This is a genomic window from Streptomyces sp. RLA012 (assembly GCF_056270325.1).
Window position 1 is genome coordinate 11,458,657 of the sequence record NZ_JBWDPA010000002.1, and the last position, 16,998, is coordinate 11,475,654.

A 16,998-nucleotide genomic window follows, 5' to 3' on the forward strand; every position below is an offset into this window, starting at 1 on the left:
CACGAGCCACCACACGGCACCCCATCGGCCCGAACCGCCGGGAGTGCCGCTCACAGAAAGCAGAGCACCATGGACACCATGCTCGCCGGACGCTTCCACCTGGACAGCAAGAAGTTCGCCGTGGAGGAGGTCCCCGTCCCCGTGCCCGGCCCGGGCGAGGTCCTCATCGAGGTCAAGGCCGCAGGCGTCTGCCTCTCGGACGTCCACCTCATCGACGGCTCCCTCGTCCCGCTGTTCGCCACCTCCGACACGGTCACCGTCGGCCACGAGGTCTCCGGTGTGATCCACACCCTCGGCCCCGACCTCAAGCGCGGCCTGACCGTCGGCACCCGCGTCACCCTGGAGGCCGGCAAGACCTGCGGCCAGTGCGCCGGCTGCGTGCGCCATCGCCCCTGCACCCAGATGCTCACCGCCGGTATCGACTACGACGGCGGCTGGGCCCAGTACACCCTCGCCCGCGAGGACACCCTCATCCCCATCCCCGACAACCTCCCCTTCGACCAGGCCGCGATCATCCCCGACGCGGTCTCCACGCCCTACGCCGCCGTCGTCGCCACCGCCGGGGTGCGCCCCGCCCAGTCCGTCGGCATCTGGGGCGTGGGCGGCGTCGGCGCCCACAACGTCCGCGTCGCCCGCCTGGCCGGCGCCGCGCCGATCATCGCCGTCGACCCGCTGCCCGGCGCCCGGGAGCGTGCCCTGGCCTTCGGTGCGGATGCCGCCCTGGACCCGGCCGCCGACGACTTCGCCGACCAGGTCCGCGCGGCCACCGGCGGACGGGGCCTGGACTTCGCCTTCGACTGCGCCGGCGTGCCGGCGGTCCGTGAGCAGGCCGCCGCCGCGCTCGGCCTGAACGGAGTCCTCATTCTGGTAGGCATCAGCCCCAGGCCGATCACCATCAGCGAGGGCCTGACCTTCAACTACCTGGGCAAGCAGGTGCGCGGCCACTACGGCGGCACCCCCGAGTCCGTCACCGACCTGGTCCGGCTGGCCGAGGTCGGCCGTCTCGACCTGGCCCCCTCCATCACCGACCACATACCGCTCGCCGAGGCCGCCGCCGCGGTCAACCGGCTGGAGAACAAGATCGGCGACCCGATCCGCCTCATCCTCGTCCCCTGACAACTGAACAGAAAGTTCACCAAGACCACCTCGGGCAGGGGTGAGTGGGCGCCGGTGCTTGAGGGAGCACCGGCGCCCACAGTCTTTCGCTCCCGACCCCCCTGAACCACAGGCGGTTCAGAGCCACCCGCGACGGGCCGCCTGCGCACCCGCCTGGAATCGGCTCGTCGCCCCGAGGCGGGTGGTCAGGCCGGTGATCCGGCGGCGCAGGGTGCGTTCGCCGAGGCCGAGTTGGCGGGCTATGGTCTCGTCCGTCAGCCCGGCGTGGAGTGGGTGGAGCGGGTGGAGCAGAGCACGGTCGTCCTCGCTGAGGTCAGGCTGTTCTTCCGCTTCCTGGGCCTCGTTGCCGAACACGGGGGGTGGCCTGCTGCCAGTCGGCCTCGAAGCGCTCGACGAGGCCGTCGCACAGCGGTGACCGGTGGACCAGGGCGGCGGCCTCGCCCATCGCGGGAGTCGATGCGGCCCTGGCGGCACTGAAGTAGCCGCCCAGCGCAAGCACGCAGGGACCCAGCATCCCTTCTGGACGCCGGGCCCCAGAGCTGTCAGTCGAGGTCGGGCAGCGGGCGCCGGGGGACTTCGCGGGCGTCGTCCGGCGGGACGCCGAGCATGCGCAGGACCATCTCTGCCAGGTCGGAGGCGGCCTCGTCCCCGTCGAGGTCGGGGCGGGCCAGCCGCAGCGCCACGAGGGACATCAGGGTGCCGCCCAAGGCGGACAGGGCGGTGGTCGCGTTGCGGCAGGTGAAGCGGCCCGAGGCGATGCCGTTCTCCAGGTCGCGCAGGGCTCGCGGGGCGAGTCCGCGGTCGGAGTGGATGTAGGCCAGACCGCGGTCCCGCAGGATCCGCATGAGTTCAGGGTGGGAGTCGGCCATGCGGGCGGTGAGCCGGAAGCCCGCGGCGACGAGCTCGGCCGGGTCGTCGATTCCTTGTACGCGCTCGTCTATGACCTGCCCGAACTCGTCCAGGGCGTCTGTCACCGCGGCGTCGAACAGCTCCGTCTTGGACTCGAAGTGGTTGTAGAAGGAGCCGAAACCGACGTCCGCGCGCTCGGCGATGGCCTGGATGCTGGCGCTGGTGTCCCCGGTCTCCGCGAGGATCTGCCGGGCCGCACGGACGAGCGCCTGACGGGTCTCGGCACGGCGCCGCTCGAAGCGGTTCTTGGGCGGGGCTGACGTCGGCATGCGGCGAGTGTAACAACCGTCGCGATGGGTCTGCCATTACTGATGAGATCATCAATTATTTGACTCCACCCTATTGACGATGGGTAACGGCAAAGTTGATGATTTCCTCATTACAGCAGTGTTGCTTGGAGGACACCATGTCCCACACCCCCGTTAACAGGGCCGCTCCCCAGACGCCCCACCAAGACCTCCACAGTGAGCAGGGCGCCCTGCGCGGCGAGCACCCCGGACGTTCCCGGAATCCCGTGATCAAGGTGGCCGACCTGGCCTGGCTGGAGTTCGAGAAGCCCGACCTGGACCAGGCCGAGGTCTTCGCGCGTGACTTCGGGTTCGCGATCGCCGCCCGCACCGAGGGCGAGCTGTGGCTGCGCGGCACCTTCGCGGGCTCACCCTGCATGGTCATCCGGCGCGGGCGTGCGTCCCGGTTCATCGGGCCGGCGTTCCGCGCGGCCGAGCGGGCCGACCTGGACCGGCTGGCCCGCGCCACCGGCAGTACCGTCCGGGACATCGGCGTACCGGGCGGTGGGCAGTCGGTCGCCCTGCTCGATCCCTCGGGCCTGCCGGTCCGGGTCGTGCACTGCGCCGAGCAGCTGCCCGCGCTGCCCGAGCAGGAGCCGCTGATCCTCAACTTCGGTACCGATCACCGTCGTACGAACGCCACCCAGCGTCCGCCCCGTGAGCCGTCCCGTATCCAGCGGCTGGGCCATGTGGTGCTGGAAACACGGGTGTTCGCCCGCACCCTGGACTGGTACCTGGACACCCTCGGGATGATCGTGTCCGACTTCCTGTTCCTGGACGGGCAGCGCGGGCGCGGGCCGACGATGGCGTTCGTCCGGTGCGACCAGGGGAGCGTGGCCGTCGATCACCACACGCTGGCCCTGCACCTGGGGCCCGGAACCGGCTACGTCCACTCGGCCTACCAGGTCACCGACCTCGACGCGATCGCCGCCGGTGGGGAGTACCTGGCCGAGCGCGGCTACCAGCGCAGCTGGGGCATCGGCCGGCACATCCAGGGCAGCCAGCTGTTCGACTACTGGCGCGACCCCGACCACTTCATGCTGGAGCACTTCGCCGACGGCGACCTCTTCTCCTGCGACCTGGAGTCCGGCTGGGCGCCGATGTCGGCGAGCGGCCTGGCCCAGTGGGGCCCGCCGGTCACCCGCGACTTCCTGGGCACCAACCCTTCCCCCGCCAAGCTGCGCGAGGTCATGACGGCCCTGCGCGGCGACAACGAACTCGACCCCGCACGCCTGCTGGGCCTGATGAAAGCGATGAGCTCATGAGCACCAACGTTCTGCGCACTACCGACGGCTGGTGGGTCGTCCGGGACGAGCGCGCCGTCCGCATCGAGACCAAGGCCGTCACCACCGCCGAACTGCTCGCCGACCGGGATGCGGTCCGCGAAGCCGCCGCCTCCGCCGAGAGCGGCACGCCCGTCGCCGACCTGGTGACGCTGCCTCCGGTCACCACCCCGTGCCGGGTGGTCGCCCAGATGGTCAACTACCGCAGCCACGCCAAGGATTCGGGCTTCACCGGCGACATCCCGCCCACCTTCTTCCGCAAGGCGTCCGGCTCGGTCAGCGGCCCCCATGACACGATCATCCGCCCCGCACACGTGAAGTTCCTGGACTACGAGGTGGAACTCGGCCTCGTCATGGGCGCGACCCTGCCCGTGGGCACCGTCGTCGAGGAGCAGGACCTGCCGCACTACGTCGCCGGCCTCGTCCTGACCAACGACGTCAGCGCCCGCGACGTCCAGCTGACCAAGACCCAGTTCTACGAGAGCAAGTCTTATCCGACCTTCACGCCGACGGGTCCGTACCTGACCCTGCTGGAGCCCGAGGACTTCGCTCACCTGCTGAACCTGCGGTTGCAGCTGTCGGTCAACGGCGTGTCGCGCCAGGACCGCACGCTGGCCGACATGATCGTGCGGCCCGCACAGGCGCTCACCCTGCTCGCCCGCTTCCAGACCCTCGCCCCGGGCGACCTGCTGCTGACCGGCACACCCGGCGGCACCGCCCTGAAGGCGCCGCCCAAGGCGGCCGAGAAGATCGCTGCGCTGCTGCCGCCCGCACTGAAGTGGAAGGCGTTCTTCAAGGGCCAGGCCAAGAACCCCAAGTACCTGCGCAAGGGTGACCTCGTCACCGCCACGATCGCCACCCCGGACGGACGGATCGACCTCGGCGAGCAGCGGACCCCCATTACGGACGCATCATGAAAGCCGCATCCCGGAGACCGGTGGTGATCATCGGTGCGGGACCCGTCGGGGTCATGGCCGCCCTGCTGCTCGCCCGGCACGGAGTGCGCAGCTTGCTCCTCGAACGTCACCGGGACATCTACCCTCTGCCGCGCGCCGTCGTCGTGGACGACGAGATCCGCCGGATCCTGCAGAGCGCCGGTGTCCACGAGGAGTTCGCCGCCCTCGCCCGCCCGGCGCCCGGACTGCGGCTGCTGGACACCGGGCGCCGCGTGATCGCCGAATTCCCGCGGTCCATGCACGGACACCACGGCTTCCCGCAGACCAGCATGTTCGACCAGCCCGAGCTGGAACGCCTGCTGCGCGACGCCCTGGCGCGCCGCCCGGAGTGCGAGCTGTGGAGCGGAGTGGAGGTCGTGTCCGTCACCCAGTCCGTCGCACGGGACACCGACGGACCGAACGATCCGACGGGTCCGGTCCGGGTCACCCTTCGTCGCGACGGCACCGACGAGGACGAGCACCTGTGGGCCGATGCCGTCCTCGGCTGCGACGGCGCGGGCAGCCTCACCCGTGACGCCATCGGCGCCGTGTGGGAGGACCTGCACTTCGAGGAGAGCTGGCGGGTCATCGACGTGCGCACCAGCCTCCCTGTGCGCACCTGGGAAGGCGCCGAGCAGATCTGCTCTCCCACCCAGCCGGCCACCTTCATGCGCGTCAGCGAGGACCGCTACCGCTGGGAGTTCAGGCTGGCCGACGACCAGAACCTGGACGGCCCAAACGGATGGGAGCGCCTGCGCGAGCTGGTCGCCCCCTGGGTGGACCTGCCGCCCGACGCCTCGCAGGGCGACGACTTCGAGGTGATCCGGCAGGCGCAGTACACCTTCCGGGCCCGCCTCGCCGACCGGTGGCGCAGGGGGCGTGTCTTCCTGCTGGGCGACGCCGCCCACCTCACCCCGCCCTTCGTCGGGCAGGGTCTGTGCACGGGCCTGCGCGACGCCCACAACCTCACCTGGAAACTCGCCCGCGTACTCCAACATGGCGCACACGAGGGGCTACTGGACACCTACGAAGGCGAGCGCAAGCCGCACGCCCGCCATGTGATCCGCGTGGCGGTCGCCGTCGGCTGGGCCATGACCGGCGGACAGGACCGCGGTGCGGCGCTCCGCCGGGCCGTCGTGGGCACGGCCTGTCGCATCCCCGGTGTGACCGCGGCGGTGAGCCGTGACCTCAGTCCCGCCCTGACCGCCGGTCCACTCGTACGGCGCCGTCCCACGCTGACCGGCCGCGTGCTGGCCGGCACCTTCTGCCCGCAGCCCTGGGTACGGCACGAGGGCAGGCGAGTGCGCCTCGATGACGTCCTCGGGGACTCCTTCGCCGTCCTGACCGCTGTGCCGCCCACGTCGCAGATGACGGCCGTGGCCACGGCATTGGGCGCTCCGACGATCCGCGTCGACGATCTGGGCGACGACGGCACCCTGGCCGCCTGGCTGGCACGCGGCCGGTTGGACGCCGTCCTGCTGCGCCCCGACCGCGTCGTGATGGACACCGTCCCGGCCGGCACCGGCGACTTCACGGACACCGTCGCCTGGGCCCGCCTGCTGCACACGGCCCGCCGTACCGCCGACGCCCGGCCCGCCTGACGAGGAGTACCACACCATGACCACCCCGCACCCCGCGCCGTATCCGGAACCCTTCTTCACTCCCGACCCGAAGTCGGCCGCCCACAGCCGCATCGCGGACTTCGCCCGATGGGCGGCCAGGCACCGGGGCGCCGAAGGGATCCAGGACCCCACGGACTACCGAGCCCTGTACCAATGGTCCGTCACCGACCTCGAAGGGTTCTGGGCCGCGGTGTGGGAGTACTTCGACATCGACGCGACGACTCCGTACGAGGAGGTGCTGGCCGAGGAGACCATGCCCGGCGCCCGCTGGTTCCCCGGCGCCACCCTCAACTACGCCCATCACGCGCTGCGCAACCTGCGGCCCGACGCTCCCGCGATCACCGCCCTGGACGAGACCGGAGCCGGCTATGAGATCACGGGCCTGGAGCTGCGCGCCCGGGTCGCCTCCGTCGCTGCCAGCCTGCGCGACCTGGGCGTCGGACAGGGCGACCGGGTGGTGGGCTATCTGCCCAACACCCCGCACGCCGTCATCGCCTTCCTCGCCACCGCAAGCCTGGGCGCGGTGTGGTCGGTGTGCGGGCAGGACTACGCACCCAAGGCCGCCGCCGACCGCTTCGCCCAGCTCGAACCCACGGTGCTCATCACCGCGGACGGCTACCTCTTCAACGGCACCACCCACGACCGCCGCGCCGCCTCGCTCGAACTCGCCGCCGCCCTGCCGACGCTGAAGGCCACGGTGCTCGTGGACCACGTGGGCCTTGCCTGGCCCGAGGACAGGCACACCGGGCTGACGGTTCCCTGGGAGGACGCGGCCACCCGCGTCGAGTACCTCACCATCACCCCGGTGCCGTTCGACCACCCCCTGTGGGTCGTCTTCTCCTCCGGCACCACCGGACTGCCCAAGGGCATCGTCCACGGGCACGGCGGGGTCCTGCTCGAACACCTCAAGACCCTCGGCCTGCACACCGATCTGGGCACCGGGGACCGCCTGCTGTGGTTCACCACCACCCACTGGATGATGTGGAACCTGGTCGTCTCCACCCTGCTGACCGGTGCCACCACATGTACCTACGACGGCAGCCCGGTTCCGCAGGCGCGTCCGGACGTCCTGTGGGAGCTGGCGGCCCGCCACAAGGTCACCGTCTTCGGCACCAGCCCGCAGTACCTGCTGACCATGGCCAAGCTGGGCATCGAACCCGCCGTGCACGACCTGTCGGCGATCCGCGTCGTCGGCTGCACCGGCTCCGCTCTGCCCGCATCCGCCTACCCCTGGGTCCGCGACCACGTGGGCGCCGGCGTCCAGTTGGCCTCCACCAGCGGCGGCACGGACATCGTCTCCGGCTTCGCCGGCAGCGCCTCCACGACCCCCGTCTGGGCGGGGGAGCTGTCCGCCCCCAACCTGGGCGTGGCCCTGGCCGCGTACGGAGCCGACGGCACCCCTGTCCTCGACCAGGTCGGCGAACTGGTCGTCACCCGGCCCATGCCGTCCATGCCGCTGTACTTCTGGAACGACGCCGACGGCAGCCGGTACCGCGACGCCTACTTCGGCGCCTACCCCGGTGTGTGGCGGCACGGCGACTGGATCACGCTCACCTCGCACGGCTCGGTGATCGTCCACGGCCGCTCCGACGCCACCCTCAACCGCAACGGCGTGCGCCTGGGCAGTGCCGACATCCACGATGTCGTCGAACGCCTCCCCGAGATCACTGAGGCTCTCGTCATCGGCGCGGAGGAACCCGACGGCGGCTACTGGATGCCGCTCTTCGTGGTCCTCGCCGACGGGGTCGCCCTGGACGACTCCCTGCGCGTCCGGATCCGCGACGCGATCCGCACCGGCGCCTCACCCCGCCACGTCCCCGACGAGATCATCGCCGTACGGGCCCTCCCGCACACGAAGACCGGCAAGAAGCTCGAGGTTCCCGTCAAGCGCCTGCTCCAGGGTGCCCCTGCCGAGCAGGTCCTGAACCCCGCGGCGGTCGACAATCCCGACCTGATCGCCTACTTCGCCCGCCTGGGCGCGGAGCGGAACAAGCGGTCAGCGCACGACACCTGACGTCGGGCCAGGGGACCACAGGCCCACGTGACAGCACCGGGTCCTTGTGCCCTGCCCGGCTCCGTAAACCCCGTCCCCAGGGGGTGGTGCCGGGGCGGTCAACCCGCCCCGGCACCACACACAACCGAAGTAAGAGAGAAATGATGAGCATGACCGACCGCGAACCGCAGGCCCTCGATGTCCTCGACGACGCCGGACGAAAGGTGCTGTTCACCGAGGCCCGCACCGCGAACACCTTCGCCGAGGTGGCCGTTGCCGACGACGAACTGGCCATGATCTGGGAACTCGCCCGCTGGTCGCCGAGCGCCGCCAACGGCCAGCCTCTGCGCGCGCTCTTCGTGCGCACCCGCGAGGGCAAGGAGCGACTCGTCCGGCACCTCGACGAGGGCAACAGGGCCAAGACGCTCAGTGCGCCGGCCGTGGCGGTCCTGGCGTACGACGTCGACTTCCACGAGCACATGCCGACAGTCTTCCCGGCTCGCGGCGACATGCTGCGAGCGGCGTTCGCCGGCCAGATGGAGACGCGGGAGACCATCGCGGCCTACAACTCGGCACTGCAGACCGGGGTCTTCCTGCTCGCGGTGCGTGCGGCGGGGTTCGCGGCCGGTCCCATGGCGGGCTTCGACAAGGCCGGCGTGGACGGAGAGTTCTTCGCCGCTACCAGCTGGCGCTCGCATCTGGTGGTCAGCATCGGTCACCCCGGTGCCGACCCGTGGTTCCCGCGGCTGCCCCGCGTGCCCGTCGAGGACGCCCTCGCCTGGGCCTGACGGCACTGCAGCCGCCTGGGCGCGGGGGATCCGAAGTCCGATCAGCCCGAGAGCGGTCGGCGTAGGAGTGAGAGGTGCCATGCCGTGGGCGCTGGTGCTCTCCTGAGTACCGGCGCCCTTTTTTTCCCTGCCCGGGGTGGCTGTGATGGACTTTCTGGAAGCCACCGTCCTCTAGCGGCCATCAACGAGTGGCTGCAGTCCGGGTGATCATGAGGTGCCGCGTGTCATGCGGAGAGTGAGTGCCTGGAGGGGCAGTTCGATGAGGGCGTAGGCGGGGAGCGCATCTTTTCATGGCGTCGCGTCCGAATTCAGCGTATCCGTAGTACCCGATGATCAGGCCTGCCTCGGCGCCGAGGCCGCCGATCGCGGCCCGCACCAAGGGGCCCTGCGGGCAGAGCAGAACTCCGGCGGCGAACGCGACAGCGGACCAGACGACAACGGAGTTGGCAACCTGGCTCCACGCTTCAGGTGGGAGTGGTGGTCGTCACGGCGACATCCACCAGGGGGCCCAAAGACGGCACGCAGGCCTCGACTAGTAGATTGTCGCGGCTAATTTTTGGGATAGAGGTGGCGCAGTTTGATGCGTGCGTCGTGGGTGGTGAACTGCCAGTCCACCTGACGCTGGTCAGTGTTGGTGGCGTTCTGCCAGGCCGAGAGTTCAGTGTTGAGGGTGTCGAGGTCGCTGATCCGGCGGTCGAGGCATTGCCGGGTCAGCGCGGAGAGTTCGATCTCGGCGATGTTGAGCCATGACCCGTGCTTGGGCGTGTGGTGGATCTCGAGGCGTTGGGCCAGGGCGAATGCCTCTTCTGGTTCGAATGCCTCGTACAGTGAGGCGATGCCGTGGGTGTTGAGGTTGTCCATCACCAGCACCACGGCCTCGGCGTCGGGGTAGTCCACGCTCAGCAGCTGCTTGACCTGGCCGGCCCAGTCGATCCGGGTCCGCTGGGACAGCGCCTGAACGCGACGCCACCCACGCAGGGGTTCGACCCACACGAAGATCGAGCACGTGCCGCAGCGGATGTACTCGCTGTCCCGGCAAGCGTCGTGACCAGGGCGGGCCGGGAGCGGGTCGCGGACATCGGCGAGAAGCTGGTAGGGCTTCTCGTCCATGCACACCACCGGACGTGCCGGGTCGTAGGGCCGGGCATAGACGGCCAGCACATCTTCCATCCGGGCCGAGAACTCCGCGTTCACCCGTGGTGGGATGGTCCAGCACTTTCTCAGATGAGGACGCAGTTCCGTTTTTTTAAGACCCGCCCGATGGTGGAGTGGTCCAGATCGGGGATGTCCTCGGCCAGCGCGACGTGCTTCTCCAACAGCCGCAGCGACCACCGGGTATAGCCCTGGGGTGGCTGTGAGCACGCCATCGCGATCAGTCGGGCTTCGACCTCGCCGGTCACCGGCGAGGGCACCGGTGGGAGGTCACGTCTCTTCCGCGCGATCGTGGCGTGCACATCGCCACCGGTCTCGGCGAAACGCTTGGCAACCAGCCGTAACGTCTCACCGGAGACGCCGAGCCGGGCCGCGATCACCTCCTTGGAATCCACGTCACCCACTGAGGTGTCCAGCGCAAGCAGCACCCGCGCACGCATGATCATCGAGGCCCCACGAACACCCGTCGTGGTCACCCGGACCAACTCCTCACGATCCTGCGCGGTCAACTTGACCGGCCGCTTCTTCTGCGAACCCACAACGACAGTCCTGTCTGGGAAAAAGGAAGGTACCCACCAGACGCCAGCATCCCAACCAGACATGCCATAACTAAGCAGCGACGCGCTACTAGTCCCGTATTTCGCGGGTCGTTGATTCGTATGGTGTGACCGGTCTGGGGGTGTCCCGGGCCGGTGATACGGCGTTGGGCGGGGTGTGTCGATGACTTCCCGGTCCCCGCGGCCACGGTCTGTGCGTCAGCGCCTCGATGTGGTGGTGACGCCCGTGGTGGAGAAGCGTCTGGGCGCTCTGCCTGTCGCTGCCGAGTTTCTGCGCTGGCTGGATGTCGCTGGGATCGTCGACGAGGTGTGCCCGGGCGGTGCGAGCGCGCATCTGACCCACGGGCAGGTGATCGAGGCGCTGGTGGCCAACCGGCTGACCTCGCCGGCACCGCTGGTGAGGGTCAGTGACTGGGCCCGCACCTGGGCGGTGGAGGAGGTCTTCGGTATCGAGGCGGACCTGCTCAACGACGACCGCCTGGCCCGGGCTCTGGACGCGATCGTGCCTTGTCTGGACAAGATCGCGGGCACTGTTGGCGCACGGGCCATCGCCGAGTTCGGGATCGACGTGTCGAGACTGCACTGGGATATGACCAGCATGTCGGTTCACGGCGCCTACCCCGTCGAGGACCAGGACGAGCGGTACCCGGTCATCGCTCACGGGCGTCCCAAGGACCGGCGGGTGGACCTGAAGCAGGTCCAGGCGGGGCTCGCGGTGTCCGCCGACGGCTCGGTCCCCGTCCATGCCCGGGTCCTGGGCGGCAAAGCGGCCGAGGTCAGCCAGGTCGTCGGGGCGATGAAGGACCTGCGGGACATGGCCGGTGAACGGAAGTTCCTGATGGTCGCCGACTCCAAACTGGTGTCGTATGCGAATGTCACCGCGTTGCTCGCGGCCGGAGTCGACTTCATCGCCCCTGTCCCGGCTTCCCAGGTCAAGGACGAGGTCTATGCCGCGTTGGATGCCACTCAGGCCCAGGCAGTGGACTGGGTGCCGGAGCGGGACGCGGGCAAACCCGCCGATCAGCGCGAGAGCTACCGGGTCCTGGAGGACGTCCATACCCTGGCCGGGCGCCGCAAGCGGGAGCCCGTGCACCGAGTGCGCCGGATCCTGGTGCACTCCTCCGCTGTTGCGGCCGGCCAGCGCAGGGCCCGCGAAAAGCGTCTGGCCCGGGCCGGTGAGGAGATGGCCAAACTCGCCGGCGCCTCCGGCGGTCGGCACTACAAGACCCGCGAGAAGATCACGGCCCGCATCGGGGTCATTGCCGCCCAGCGCCACGTGGTCTCGTGCCTGCGCTGGACGGTCACCGAAGACGAATGCGAAACCCCCACCCTGGTCTGGCACTTCGACCAGGAAGTCCTGGATGCCGAAGCCGCGGTGGACGGCTGGTACGCACTGCTGACCAGCATCCCGGCCGAGTGGGCCGACCCGGCCCAGATCCTGGTCCACTACAAGGGCCAGGGCACGGTCGAACGCCGCTACCACGATTTCAAAGGCCCCCTCGCGGTCGCCCCGGTCTTCGTGCAGCACAACCGGCGCGTCGCCGCCCTGATCCAGGTCATCTGCCTGGCTCTGCTCGTCTTCTGTCTCATCGAGCGGCAGACCAGACGCGCCCTCGGCGGCGAGCAGACCATGACCGGCCTCTACCCGGACAACCGCCGGGTCCGTCCCACCGGACGCATGATCTTCTACCACCTCAGCGAACTCACCCTGCGGATCGGCAGCGTCACCGATCCACCCACCGTCCAGATCAGCCGCGGCATCCAACTCCACCTCCTCGACCTCCTCGACACCGACATCACACGAACCCGCTGGCCACAGACCTGAAATAACGACCCGCGAAGTACGGAACTAGTGGAGTTCATCACACGCTCCGGGCTCGCCGTGAGCTACAGGCGGCCGGTCGTTGAGGTCGGCAGGACGCAGGTCCTTGCTCAGGATGCTGTACGACTTGCGGCGTGACGTCGGTGCGTCGGCCGCAGGTGTCGTGCGGGTGAGGCCCTGCGTTTAACGGTGCATGGCAGCGGGGCGGGGCTCCGGGTTAGGGCTCCACCCGTCGCCAGTCCGTCACAGGGCCGGGGTTTGTGTGGTCCGCAGGGGTGATCCAGAAGGCTTTGCCCAGCTCAGCGCTAAACTGGGCGCCTGTCCGGCCGTCCCCCGACGGCCGCCCGGGGCCTTGGCGCACCCGTCTCCGGCACGGCTGCCAGACCGACGAGAGCGACCGCCCCCAACGCGACGAAGAGGAGGTAGGACAAGGTCAGTGGCCACTTCGCCCATTGCGCGAGGCAGCCGGCGATCAACGGCCCGATTCCGAGTGCACCGACGTTCACCGATGTGCCGATGGTCCGGGCACGGACCATGGACGCGTTCGGATTCGCGCGGGCCTGCAGCTCGATGAGGTAGGTGATCGCGGTGCCGGCGGCCAGGCCCACCGCCACCCCGGTGAGCAGGCGCCCTATGAGAAGTCCGGGCAGATCCTTCCACGCGGCGAGCAGGCCCGCTGCCGCCATCATCGTCGCGACGGCGCCGAGCATGACGCCCCGGCGCCCGATGCGCAGGGCGATGGAGTCGACCGCAAGCAGCGTGGCGATCGTTCCGCCGGCGAAGACCGCGTAGACGACGGTGATCGTGAAGGCCGAGAGGTGGTCTCGCGTTCGGTAGAGACCGTAGAGCGGACTGGGCAGTGTGGAGACCGTTATGACGATCAGGAATGCGATCGCGACGGTCCAGAAACCGAAGGTGTAGCGGCGTCCTTGAGCCGCAGGCGCCACGTCAGTACTGCTGCTGGGCATGGAATCTCCCTCACCTGTGCCGGACCACGTCGGTCACCAGACCCTCATGCCGCCGTCGATGACGAGGTCGATGCCGGTCACGTACGAGCTTTCGCCGGACGCGAGGAACAGCGCGGCGTTCGCCACGTCCTCGGGCCGGCCCACTCGGCCCAGGAGCGTTCGGTCGAGCATCCGGCGGGCGAACTCGTCGTCCTCCAACTCGTCGCGAGTGGCGTTGCTTTCGATGAGGCCCGGCGAGATCGAGTTGACGCGGATCCCGTGTTCGCCTCCCTCCATGGCCAGTTGGCGCGTCATACCGATGACCGCGGCCTTGTTCGTCGTGTGGGACAGGGACGGGAAGTGTTTGAAGCTGAGAGATCCATTCAGGGACGCCATTTTCACCACCACGCCGCGACTGGCCTTCAGCTGGGGCCAGGCCGCCCGGGTGAGGTGGAACACCAAGTCGACCTCGTCCCGGCGCGCGTCGTCCCAGTCCTCGTCGGAGGTGTCTTCGAGCCAGTTGAAGTGGGTCCTGGCGGCGAGGTTGAACAGGACGTCGATCCGGCCGAACTCGCTCAGCGCGAACTCGACGAGCCGTGCGCATTCGGCGGGATCACTGAGACGGCACGGTTGCAGCGACACCATCTCGCCGCCCTGGGCGCGCACCATTCCGACGGTCACTTCCGCCGCCTCGACCGTCACGTCGCAACCGACGACCTGGGCGCCTTCCCGGGCAAAATCCCAAGGCGGTTGCGCGCCCCATGCTCCCGCCCGTGCCGGTGACAACGCAGACCTTTCCCGCCAGCCGGCCCGACATCTCACTGCCCCTTCTGGCTTGCCGCGGCGAGTTTCTCCGCCTCCGCGACGCCGACCTCGTCCGTCAGCTTCGGTACCTCGTTGAAGTAGCAGTTGATGACCTCGCGGGCCGGCCCGGCCAGCGGCGTCGCCCAGTCACGGAAGAGTTCGGTGACCACCGCGAGTGCCGTGGTCGGAACCGCGCCGGCATGCGCCAGCCGTTCAATGGCGGTGCGGTGCGCGGTCTGCGAACGGCCACCGACGGTATCGGTCACGTACATGACCTCGTAGCCGTCCTTGAGCGCTTGGACGGAGGCGAACGTCAGGCAGATCTCGGTGTGCAGTCCGCCGATGATCAGTCGCTTGCGGCCTGTCGCCTACCAGAAGGAGATGTTCGAGGTCATACGCTCGGAAACGGTCCTTGGTCATCGTCGTGCTCCTTTGTCGCGGCCCACGACACCCTCACGGGTCGTCAGGAACGCCGCCTGGTAGGTGCCGTCGGTCACCCAGTACAGATTCTTCTCGACCCGACCGACGTAGTAGCCCTGCGCGTTGACGGCGGGACCGAGCGCGGACGGCGGGATCGGCGCGTAGTCGGGCAGAGCGGCGGCGGATGCCTGGCCGGCGAGTGCGCCGTCGGCCAGCGCGGCGACCGTGGGTACGGCCGCCAGCGCCGCGCTCCGGGCAAGGAACGAACGGCGGTTCCTCGATGACATGGTGGTTCCCTTCGGGCGGTGGTGACGTACATGGGGTGGATGACGTACGGGGTCCGACCTGTCCGGGCTGAGGATCTGCCGAGGGGGTGGATCTTGGTCGTGGATGATCGGGCTAGGCGCCGTAGGCGGGCACGACAGCTCCGCTGATGTGCACTGCGAGGTCGCCGACGAGAAAAGCGATGGCGTTCGCGATCGCCTCCGGCCGGACAGCGTGCGCCAGCGCCTCCGGAGGGAACACCGCCCGGTTCTTGGCCGTGTCGAGGAGGCTGCGGCGCCACCGCGTTCACGCGTATGCCGTCCGGGCGCAGCTCCAGGTCGAGAATGCGGACGAGATGGTTCAGCGCCGCCTTGCCGAGGCTGTAGGCGGCCATACCGGCGGTCGGTTCGGTCGCAGGGCGGGCGGACATGTGCGCGATGGCGCCCCCGCCGCGTCAGCGCATGTACGGCGCAACCGCCTGACTCAGCCACAGCGCGGCGCCGAGGTTGACGTCCAGCATGATCTGCAGGTCTTCGGGCGTAGTGGCGACCGCCTCTCCCGGACGGAACGCCCCGAGGGTGTTCACCAGCACCTCAGGGCGGGATCGGCGATGACGCGTCGGCAGGCACGGTTCATTCGCCCGCGGTGTCCTCGGCCTCCCAGCGAAGCAGGTCGCCCGGCTGGCACTTGAGCACCTCGCAGAGCGCGGCGAGCGTCGCGAAGCGCACCGCCTTGGCGCGGCCGTTCTTGAGTACCGCCAGGTTGGCGGGCGTGATCCCTACGCGGTCTGCGAGCTCGCCCACGGACATCTTCCGCCTGGCCAGCATCACGTCGATGTCGACGGCGATCGGCATCAGATCACCTCGTCCAACTCGGCCTGCATCTGCGCCGCTTCGACGTCGCGGGCGACTGCCTGGGCGAGCAGCATCCGCAGTACGAGCACGATGAGCGCGACTCCCAGGATGGCCACGCCAATCCCGCCCATGATGAGGGTGACGCCCGGGTCGTCCCGCTGGCCGGGCGCATTCAGGGCCGTGACCGCGAACCACGCGAGAGCAGCTGCAACGATCGCGCCGATGATGACGTCCACGTACCGGAAGGCGGCGTGGGAGAACACGGTTCCGCGTCGCACCATCGTTACCAGTCGCCATACACAGACCAGGGCGACCTGGGCCGTCCCGATGCCCAGGATCGTGATCACGCGCAGCGGGGTCAGCGGGAGCGACCCGTCCTCCGGGTCACTCCCGCTGACCAACGCCCACACCATCAATGCCTGTACGAACACGGTGCCGGTGAGCACCACCACGAGCACGGCGCGCAGCGCGCGCACTGTCAGGCTTCCCATGACCCATCCTTCCATCGATCTACGATGGGAATCTATCGAATCTCGATAGGTGAAGCAAGGGTTGGGTCGAAGGGCGGGCGGCGATTTCGCACCATGGCGGGATGCCGCCGCCCCCTCCCGCGGCATGGCGCGATGCGAAGGTTTTCGATCTTGCCGAAGTCGACCTCGCTTAGCCACAAATCGGACGCCATGCGACTACGCCGAAGCCTTGCGCGTACACCCCGCTGTCCGCCGGATCACCGAGGGAGTTCCGGTACACGTTGTCCTTGCCGAGAACCTTATCCGCCGAGTTCAGGCGGCATGTTGGTACTCGTAGAGGATGCCGCCGGGTCGTTGGCGTCGTCGTATGTCGAGGTGGGTGATCTGCTCCGGAATTCTGCTCCAGATTGGTGATCGGCATCGGTAAAGGGTGCAGCGGGCGGGCGTTGACGATGTCTTGACGGGGCCGGTGGGAGTTGGAGAAGTCTTTGAACTGGAGGACGGTGCCGAACAGGGCGGGAAACTTCCCGTCCCGGTCCCGGTCCCGGTCCCGGATCAGGAGACTGGCCCGGCAACCGGCGTCTTCGAGGTCCATGACGAGGTTCTTCGCGGCTTGCGTCACCCACACGGCGGTGGGGTGCGCAGTGGCGCCCAGGACCCGGATCCGGCGGCCTGGCCATCATGCCGGGGTGATCGCCAACTGCGCGAGAGTACCGACTGGAGCGTCCGTGCTCAAGACCCCGCGCATCCCGCACACCGGCTCTCACCTGGGCGG

18 protein-coding genes and 5 pseudogenes are annotated in these 16,998 nt (G+C 69.1%); 7 read left to right on the forward strand and 16 right to left on the reverse strand.

All coding sequences use genetic code 11. From position 1 onward, the window contains the following. Positions 1-69 precede the first annotated feature (69 nt). The gene (locus tag RV986_RS52200) at positions 70-1,116 is read left to right on the forward strand and encodes a zinc-binding dehydrogenase (protein ID WP_475924109.1); all 1,047 of its coding nucleotides are present in this window, start codon (positions 70-72) and stop codon (positions 1,114-1,116) included. Positions 1,117-1,233: 117 nt separating this feature from the next. On the opposite strand, the gene RV986_RS52205 is transcribed toward RV986_RS52200, so the two are convergent. After that, positions 1,234-1,470: a helix-turn-helix domain-containing protein gene (locus RV986_RS52205; RefSeq protein WP_475924110.1), complete on the reverse strand. Its 237-nt coding sequence runs from the start codon at positions 1,468-1,470 to the stop codon at positions 1,234-1,236. Between the two features lie 188 nt (positions 1,471-1,658). Then, positions 1,659-2,294 (reverse strand): TetR/AcrR family transcriptional regulator, encoded by a 636-nt coding sequence (locus RV986_RS52210; RefSeq protein ID WP_475924111.1) that lies wholly within the window; start codon positions 2,292-2,294, stop codon positions 1,659-1,661. Positions 2,295-2,431: 137 nt separating this feature from the next. Between RV986_RS52210 and RV986_RS52215 the strand changes: the two genes are divergently transcribed. From RV986_RS52215 to RV986_RS52235, 5 genes are all read left to right on the forward strand, one after another. After that, the gene (locus RV986_RS52215; protein ID WP_475924112.1) at positions 2,432-3,577 is read left to right on the forward strand and encodes a VOC family protein; all 1,146 of its coding nucleotides are present in this window, start codon (positions 2,432-2,434) and stop codon (positions 3,575-3,577) included. After that, a complete protein-coding gene (locus RV986_RS52220; RefSeq protein WP_475924113.1) occupies positions 3,574-4,512 on the forward strand; it encodes a fumarylacetoacetate hydrolase family protein in 939 nt (312 codons plus the stop codon). Before RV986_RS52215 ends, RV986_RS52220 begins: the two co-directional genes overlap by 4 nt. Further along, positions 4,509-6,131 carry a bifunctional 3-(3-hydroxy-phenyl)propionate/3-hydroxycinnamic acid hydroxylase MhpA gene (mhpA, locus tag RV986_RS52225; RefSeq protein ID WP_475924114.1) on the forward strand — a complete coding sequence of 541 codons (1,623 nt, stop codon included), beginning with the start codon at positions 4,509-4,511 and terminating at the stop codon, positions 6,129-6,131. The genes RV986_RS52220 and mhpA overlap by 4 nt, the downstream gene beginning before the upstream one ends. Before the next feature lie 16 nt (positions 6,132-6,147). Continuing rightward, on the forward strand, positions 6,148-8,166 hold the full coding sequence (locus tag RV986_RS52230; protein WP_475924115.1) for an acetoacetate--CoA ligase: 2,019 nt from the start codon (positions 6,148-6,150) through the stop codon (positions 8,164-8,166). A gap of 149 nt (positions 8,167-8,315) precedes the next feature. Then, positions 8,316-8,933 (forward strand): malonic semialdehyde reductase, encoded by a 618-nt coding sequence (locus RV986_RS52235; RefSeq protein ID WP_475924116.1) that lies wholly within the window; start codon positions 8,316-8,318, stop codon positions 8,931-8,933. Positions 8,934-9,114: 181 nt separating this feature from the next. Here the strand turns inward: RV986_RS52235 and RV986_RS52240 are convergent. The 3 genes and pseudogenes from RV986_RS52240 to RV986_RS52250 form a co-directional block, all read right to left on the reverse strand. Further along, positions 9,115-9,393 (reverse strand): annotated as a pseudogene (locus tag RV986_RS52240) (DUF6518 family protein); the annotation flags it as partial. Positions 9,394-9,482: 89 nt separating this feature from the next. Then, the gene (locus RV986_RS52245; protein WP_475918978.1) at positions 9,483-10,127 is read right to left on the reverse strand and encodes an IS630 family transposase; all 645 of its coding nucleotides are present in this window, start codon (positions 10,125-10,127) and stop codon (positions 9,483-9,485) included. A 26-nt stretch (positions 10,128-10,153) separates the two neighbouring features. Then, on the reverse strand, positions 10,154-10,624 hold the full coding sequence (locus RV986_RS52250; RefSeq protein WP_475922747.1) for a helix-turn-helix domain-containing protein: 471 nt from the start codon (positions 10,622-10,624) through the stop codon (positions 10,154-10,156). Positions 10,625-10,868: 244 nt separating this feature from the next. On the opposite strand from RV986_RS52250, the gene RV986_RS52255 reads away from it, so the two are divergent. Next, positions 10,869-12,467 (forward strand): IS1634 family transposase, encoded by a 1,599-nt coding sequence (locus tag RV986_RS52255; RefSeq protein ID WP_475924117.1) that lies wholly within the window; start codon positions 10,869-10,871, stop codon positions 12,465-12,467. Positions 12,468-12,681: 214 nt separating this feature from the next. Here the strand turns inward: RV986_RS52255 and RV986_RS52260 are convergent. From RV986_RS52260 to RV986_RS52310, 11 genes and pseudogenes are all read right to left on the reverse strand, one after another. Next, positions 12,682-12,816: pseudogene (locus RV986_RS52260) on the reverse strand (SGNH/GDSL hydrolase family protein); the annotation flags it as partial. Beyond that, a complete protein-coding gene (locus tag RV986_RS52265; protein WP_475924118.1) occupies positions 12,770-13,432 on the reverse strand; it encodes an MFS transporter in 663 nt (220 codons plus the stop codon). The pseudogene RV986_RS52260 and the gene RV986_RS52265, both read right to left, overlap by 47 nt. 33 nt (positions 13,433-13,465) lie before the next feature. Then, positions 13,466-14,113: an SDR family NAD(P)-dependent oxidoreductase gene (locus RV986_RS52270; RefSeq protein WP_475924119.1), complete on the reverse strand. Its 648-nt coding sequence runs from the start codon at positions 14,111-14,113 to the stop codon at positions 13,466-13,468. A gap of 116 nt (positions 14,114-14,229) precedes the next feature. Further along, positions 14,230-14,568: pseudogene (locus RV986_RS52275) on the reverse strand (isochorismatase family protein); the annotation flags it as partial. Positions 14,569-14,631: 63 nt separating this feature from the next. Beyond that, a complete protein-coding gene (locus RV986_RS52280; protein ID WP_475924766.1) occupies positions 14,632-14,922 on the reverse strand; it encodes a hypothetical protein in 291 nt (96 codons plus the stop codon). A 112-nt stretch (positions 14,923-15,034) separates the two neighbouring features. Then, entirely contained in the window at positions 15,035-15,160 is a 126-nt protein-coding gene (locus RV986_RS52285; protein WP_475924767.1) for a hypothetical protein, read from the reverse strand. An 85-nt stretch (positions 15,161-15,245) separates the two neighbouring features. Continuing rightward, positions 15,246-15,329 (reverse strand): annotated as a pseudogene (locus RV986_RS52290) (SDR family NAD(P)-dependent oxidoreductase); the annotation flags it as partial. Positions 15,330-15,353: 24 nt separating this feature from the next. After that, positions 15,354-15,491, reverse strand: a complete 138-nt coding sequence (locus tag RV986_RS52295) for a hypothetical protein (protein ID WP_475924120.1) — start codon at positions 15,489-15,491, stop codon at positions 15,354-15,356. Between the two features lie 40 nt (positions 15,492-15,531). Then, positions 15,532-15,753 (reverse strand): helix-turn-helix domain-containing protein, encoded by a 222-nt coding sequence (locus RV986_RS52300; RefSeq protein WP_054237256.1) that lies wholly within the window; start codon positions 15,751-15,753, stop codon positions 15,532-15,534. Next, the gene (locus RV986_RS52305) at positions 15,753-16,244 is read right to left on the reverse strand and encodes a DUF2975 domain-containing protein (protein ID WP_475924121.1); all 492 of its coding nucleotides are present in this window, start codon (positions 16,242-16,244) and stop codon (positions 15,753-15,755) included. The genes RV986_RS52300 and RV986_RS52305 overlap by 1 nt, the downstream gene beginning before the upstream one ends. A 291-nt stretch (positions 16,245-16,535) precedes the next feature. Next, positions 16,536-16,893: pseudogene (locus tag RV986_RS52310) on the reverse strand (integrase core domain-containing protein); the annotation flags it as partial. Between the last annotated feature and the right edge of the window lie 105 nt (positions 16,894-16,998).

What these genes read in the sequence shown, in the direction of transcription:
- RV986_RS52200 (WP_475924109.1), top strand. Translation starts at nt 70, where the DNA reads ATGGACACCATGCTCGCCGGACGCTTCCACCTGGACAGCAAGAAGTTC.
- RV986_RS52210 (WP_475924111.1), bottom strand. Translation starts at nt 2,294, where the DNA reads ATGCCGACGTCAGCCCCGCCCAAGAACCGCTTCGAGCGGCGCCGTGCC.
- RV986_RS52215 (WP_475924112.1), top strand. Translation starts at nt 2,432, where the DNA reads ATGTCCCACACCCCCGTTAACAGGGCCGCTCCCCAGACGCCCCACCAA.
- RV986_RS52220 (WP_475924113.1), top strand. Translation starts at nt 3,574, where the DNA reads ATGAGCACCAACGTTCTGCGCACTACCGACGGCTGGTGGGTCGTCCGG.
- mhpA (WP_475924114.1), top strand. Translation starts at nt 4,509, where the DNA reads ATGAAAGCCGCATCCCGGAGACCGGTGGTGATCATCGGTGCGGGACCC.
- RV986_RS52230 (WP_475924115.1), top strand. Translation starts at nt 6,148, where the DNA reads ATGACCACCCCGCACCCCGCGCCGTATCCGGAACCCTTCTTCACTCCC.
- RV986_RS52235 (WP_475924116.1), top strand. Translation starts at nt 8,316, where the DNA reads ATGACCGACCGCGAACCGCAGGCCCTCGATGTCCTCGACGACGCCGGA.
- RV986_RS52265 (WP_475924118.1), bottom strand. Translation starts at nt 13,432, where the DNA reads ATGCCCAGCAGCAGTACTGACGTGGCGCCTGCGGCTCAAGGACGCCGC.
- RV986_RS52280 (WP_475924766.1), bottom strand. Translation starts at nt 14,922, where the DNA reads ATGTCATCGAGGAACCGCCGTTCGTTCCTTGCCCGGAGCGCGGCGCTG.
- RV986_RS52300 (WP_054237256.1), bottom strand. Translation starts at nt 15,753, where the DNA reads ATGCCGATCGCCGTCGACATCGACGTGATGCTGGCCAGGCGGAAGATG.
- RV986_RS52305 (WP_475924121.1), bottom strand. Translation starts at nt 16,244, where the DNA reads ATGGGAAGCCTGACAGTGCGCGCGCTGCGCGCCGTGCTCGTGGTGGTG.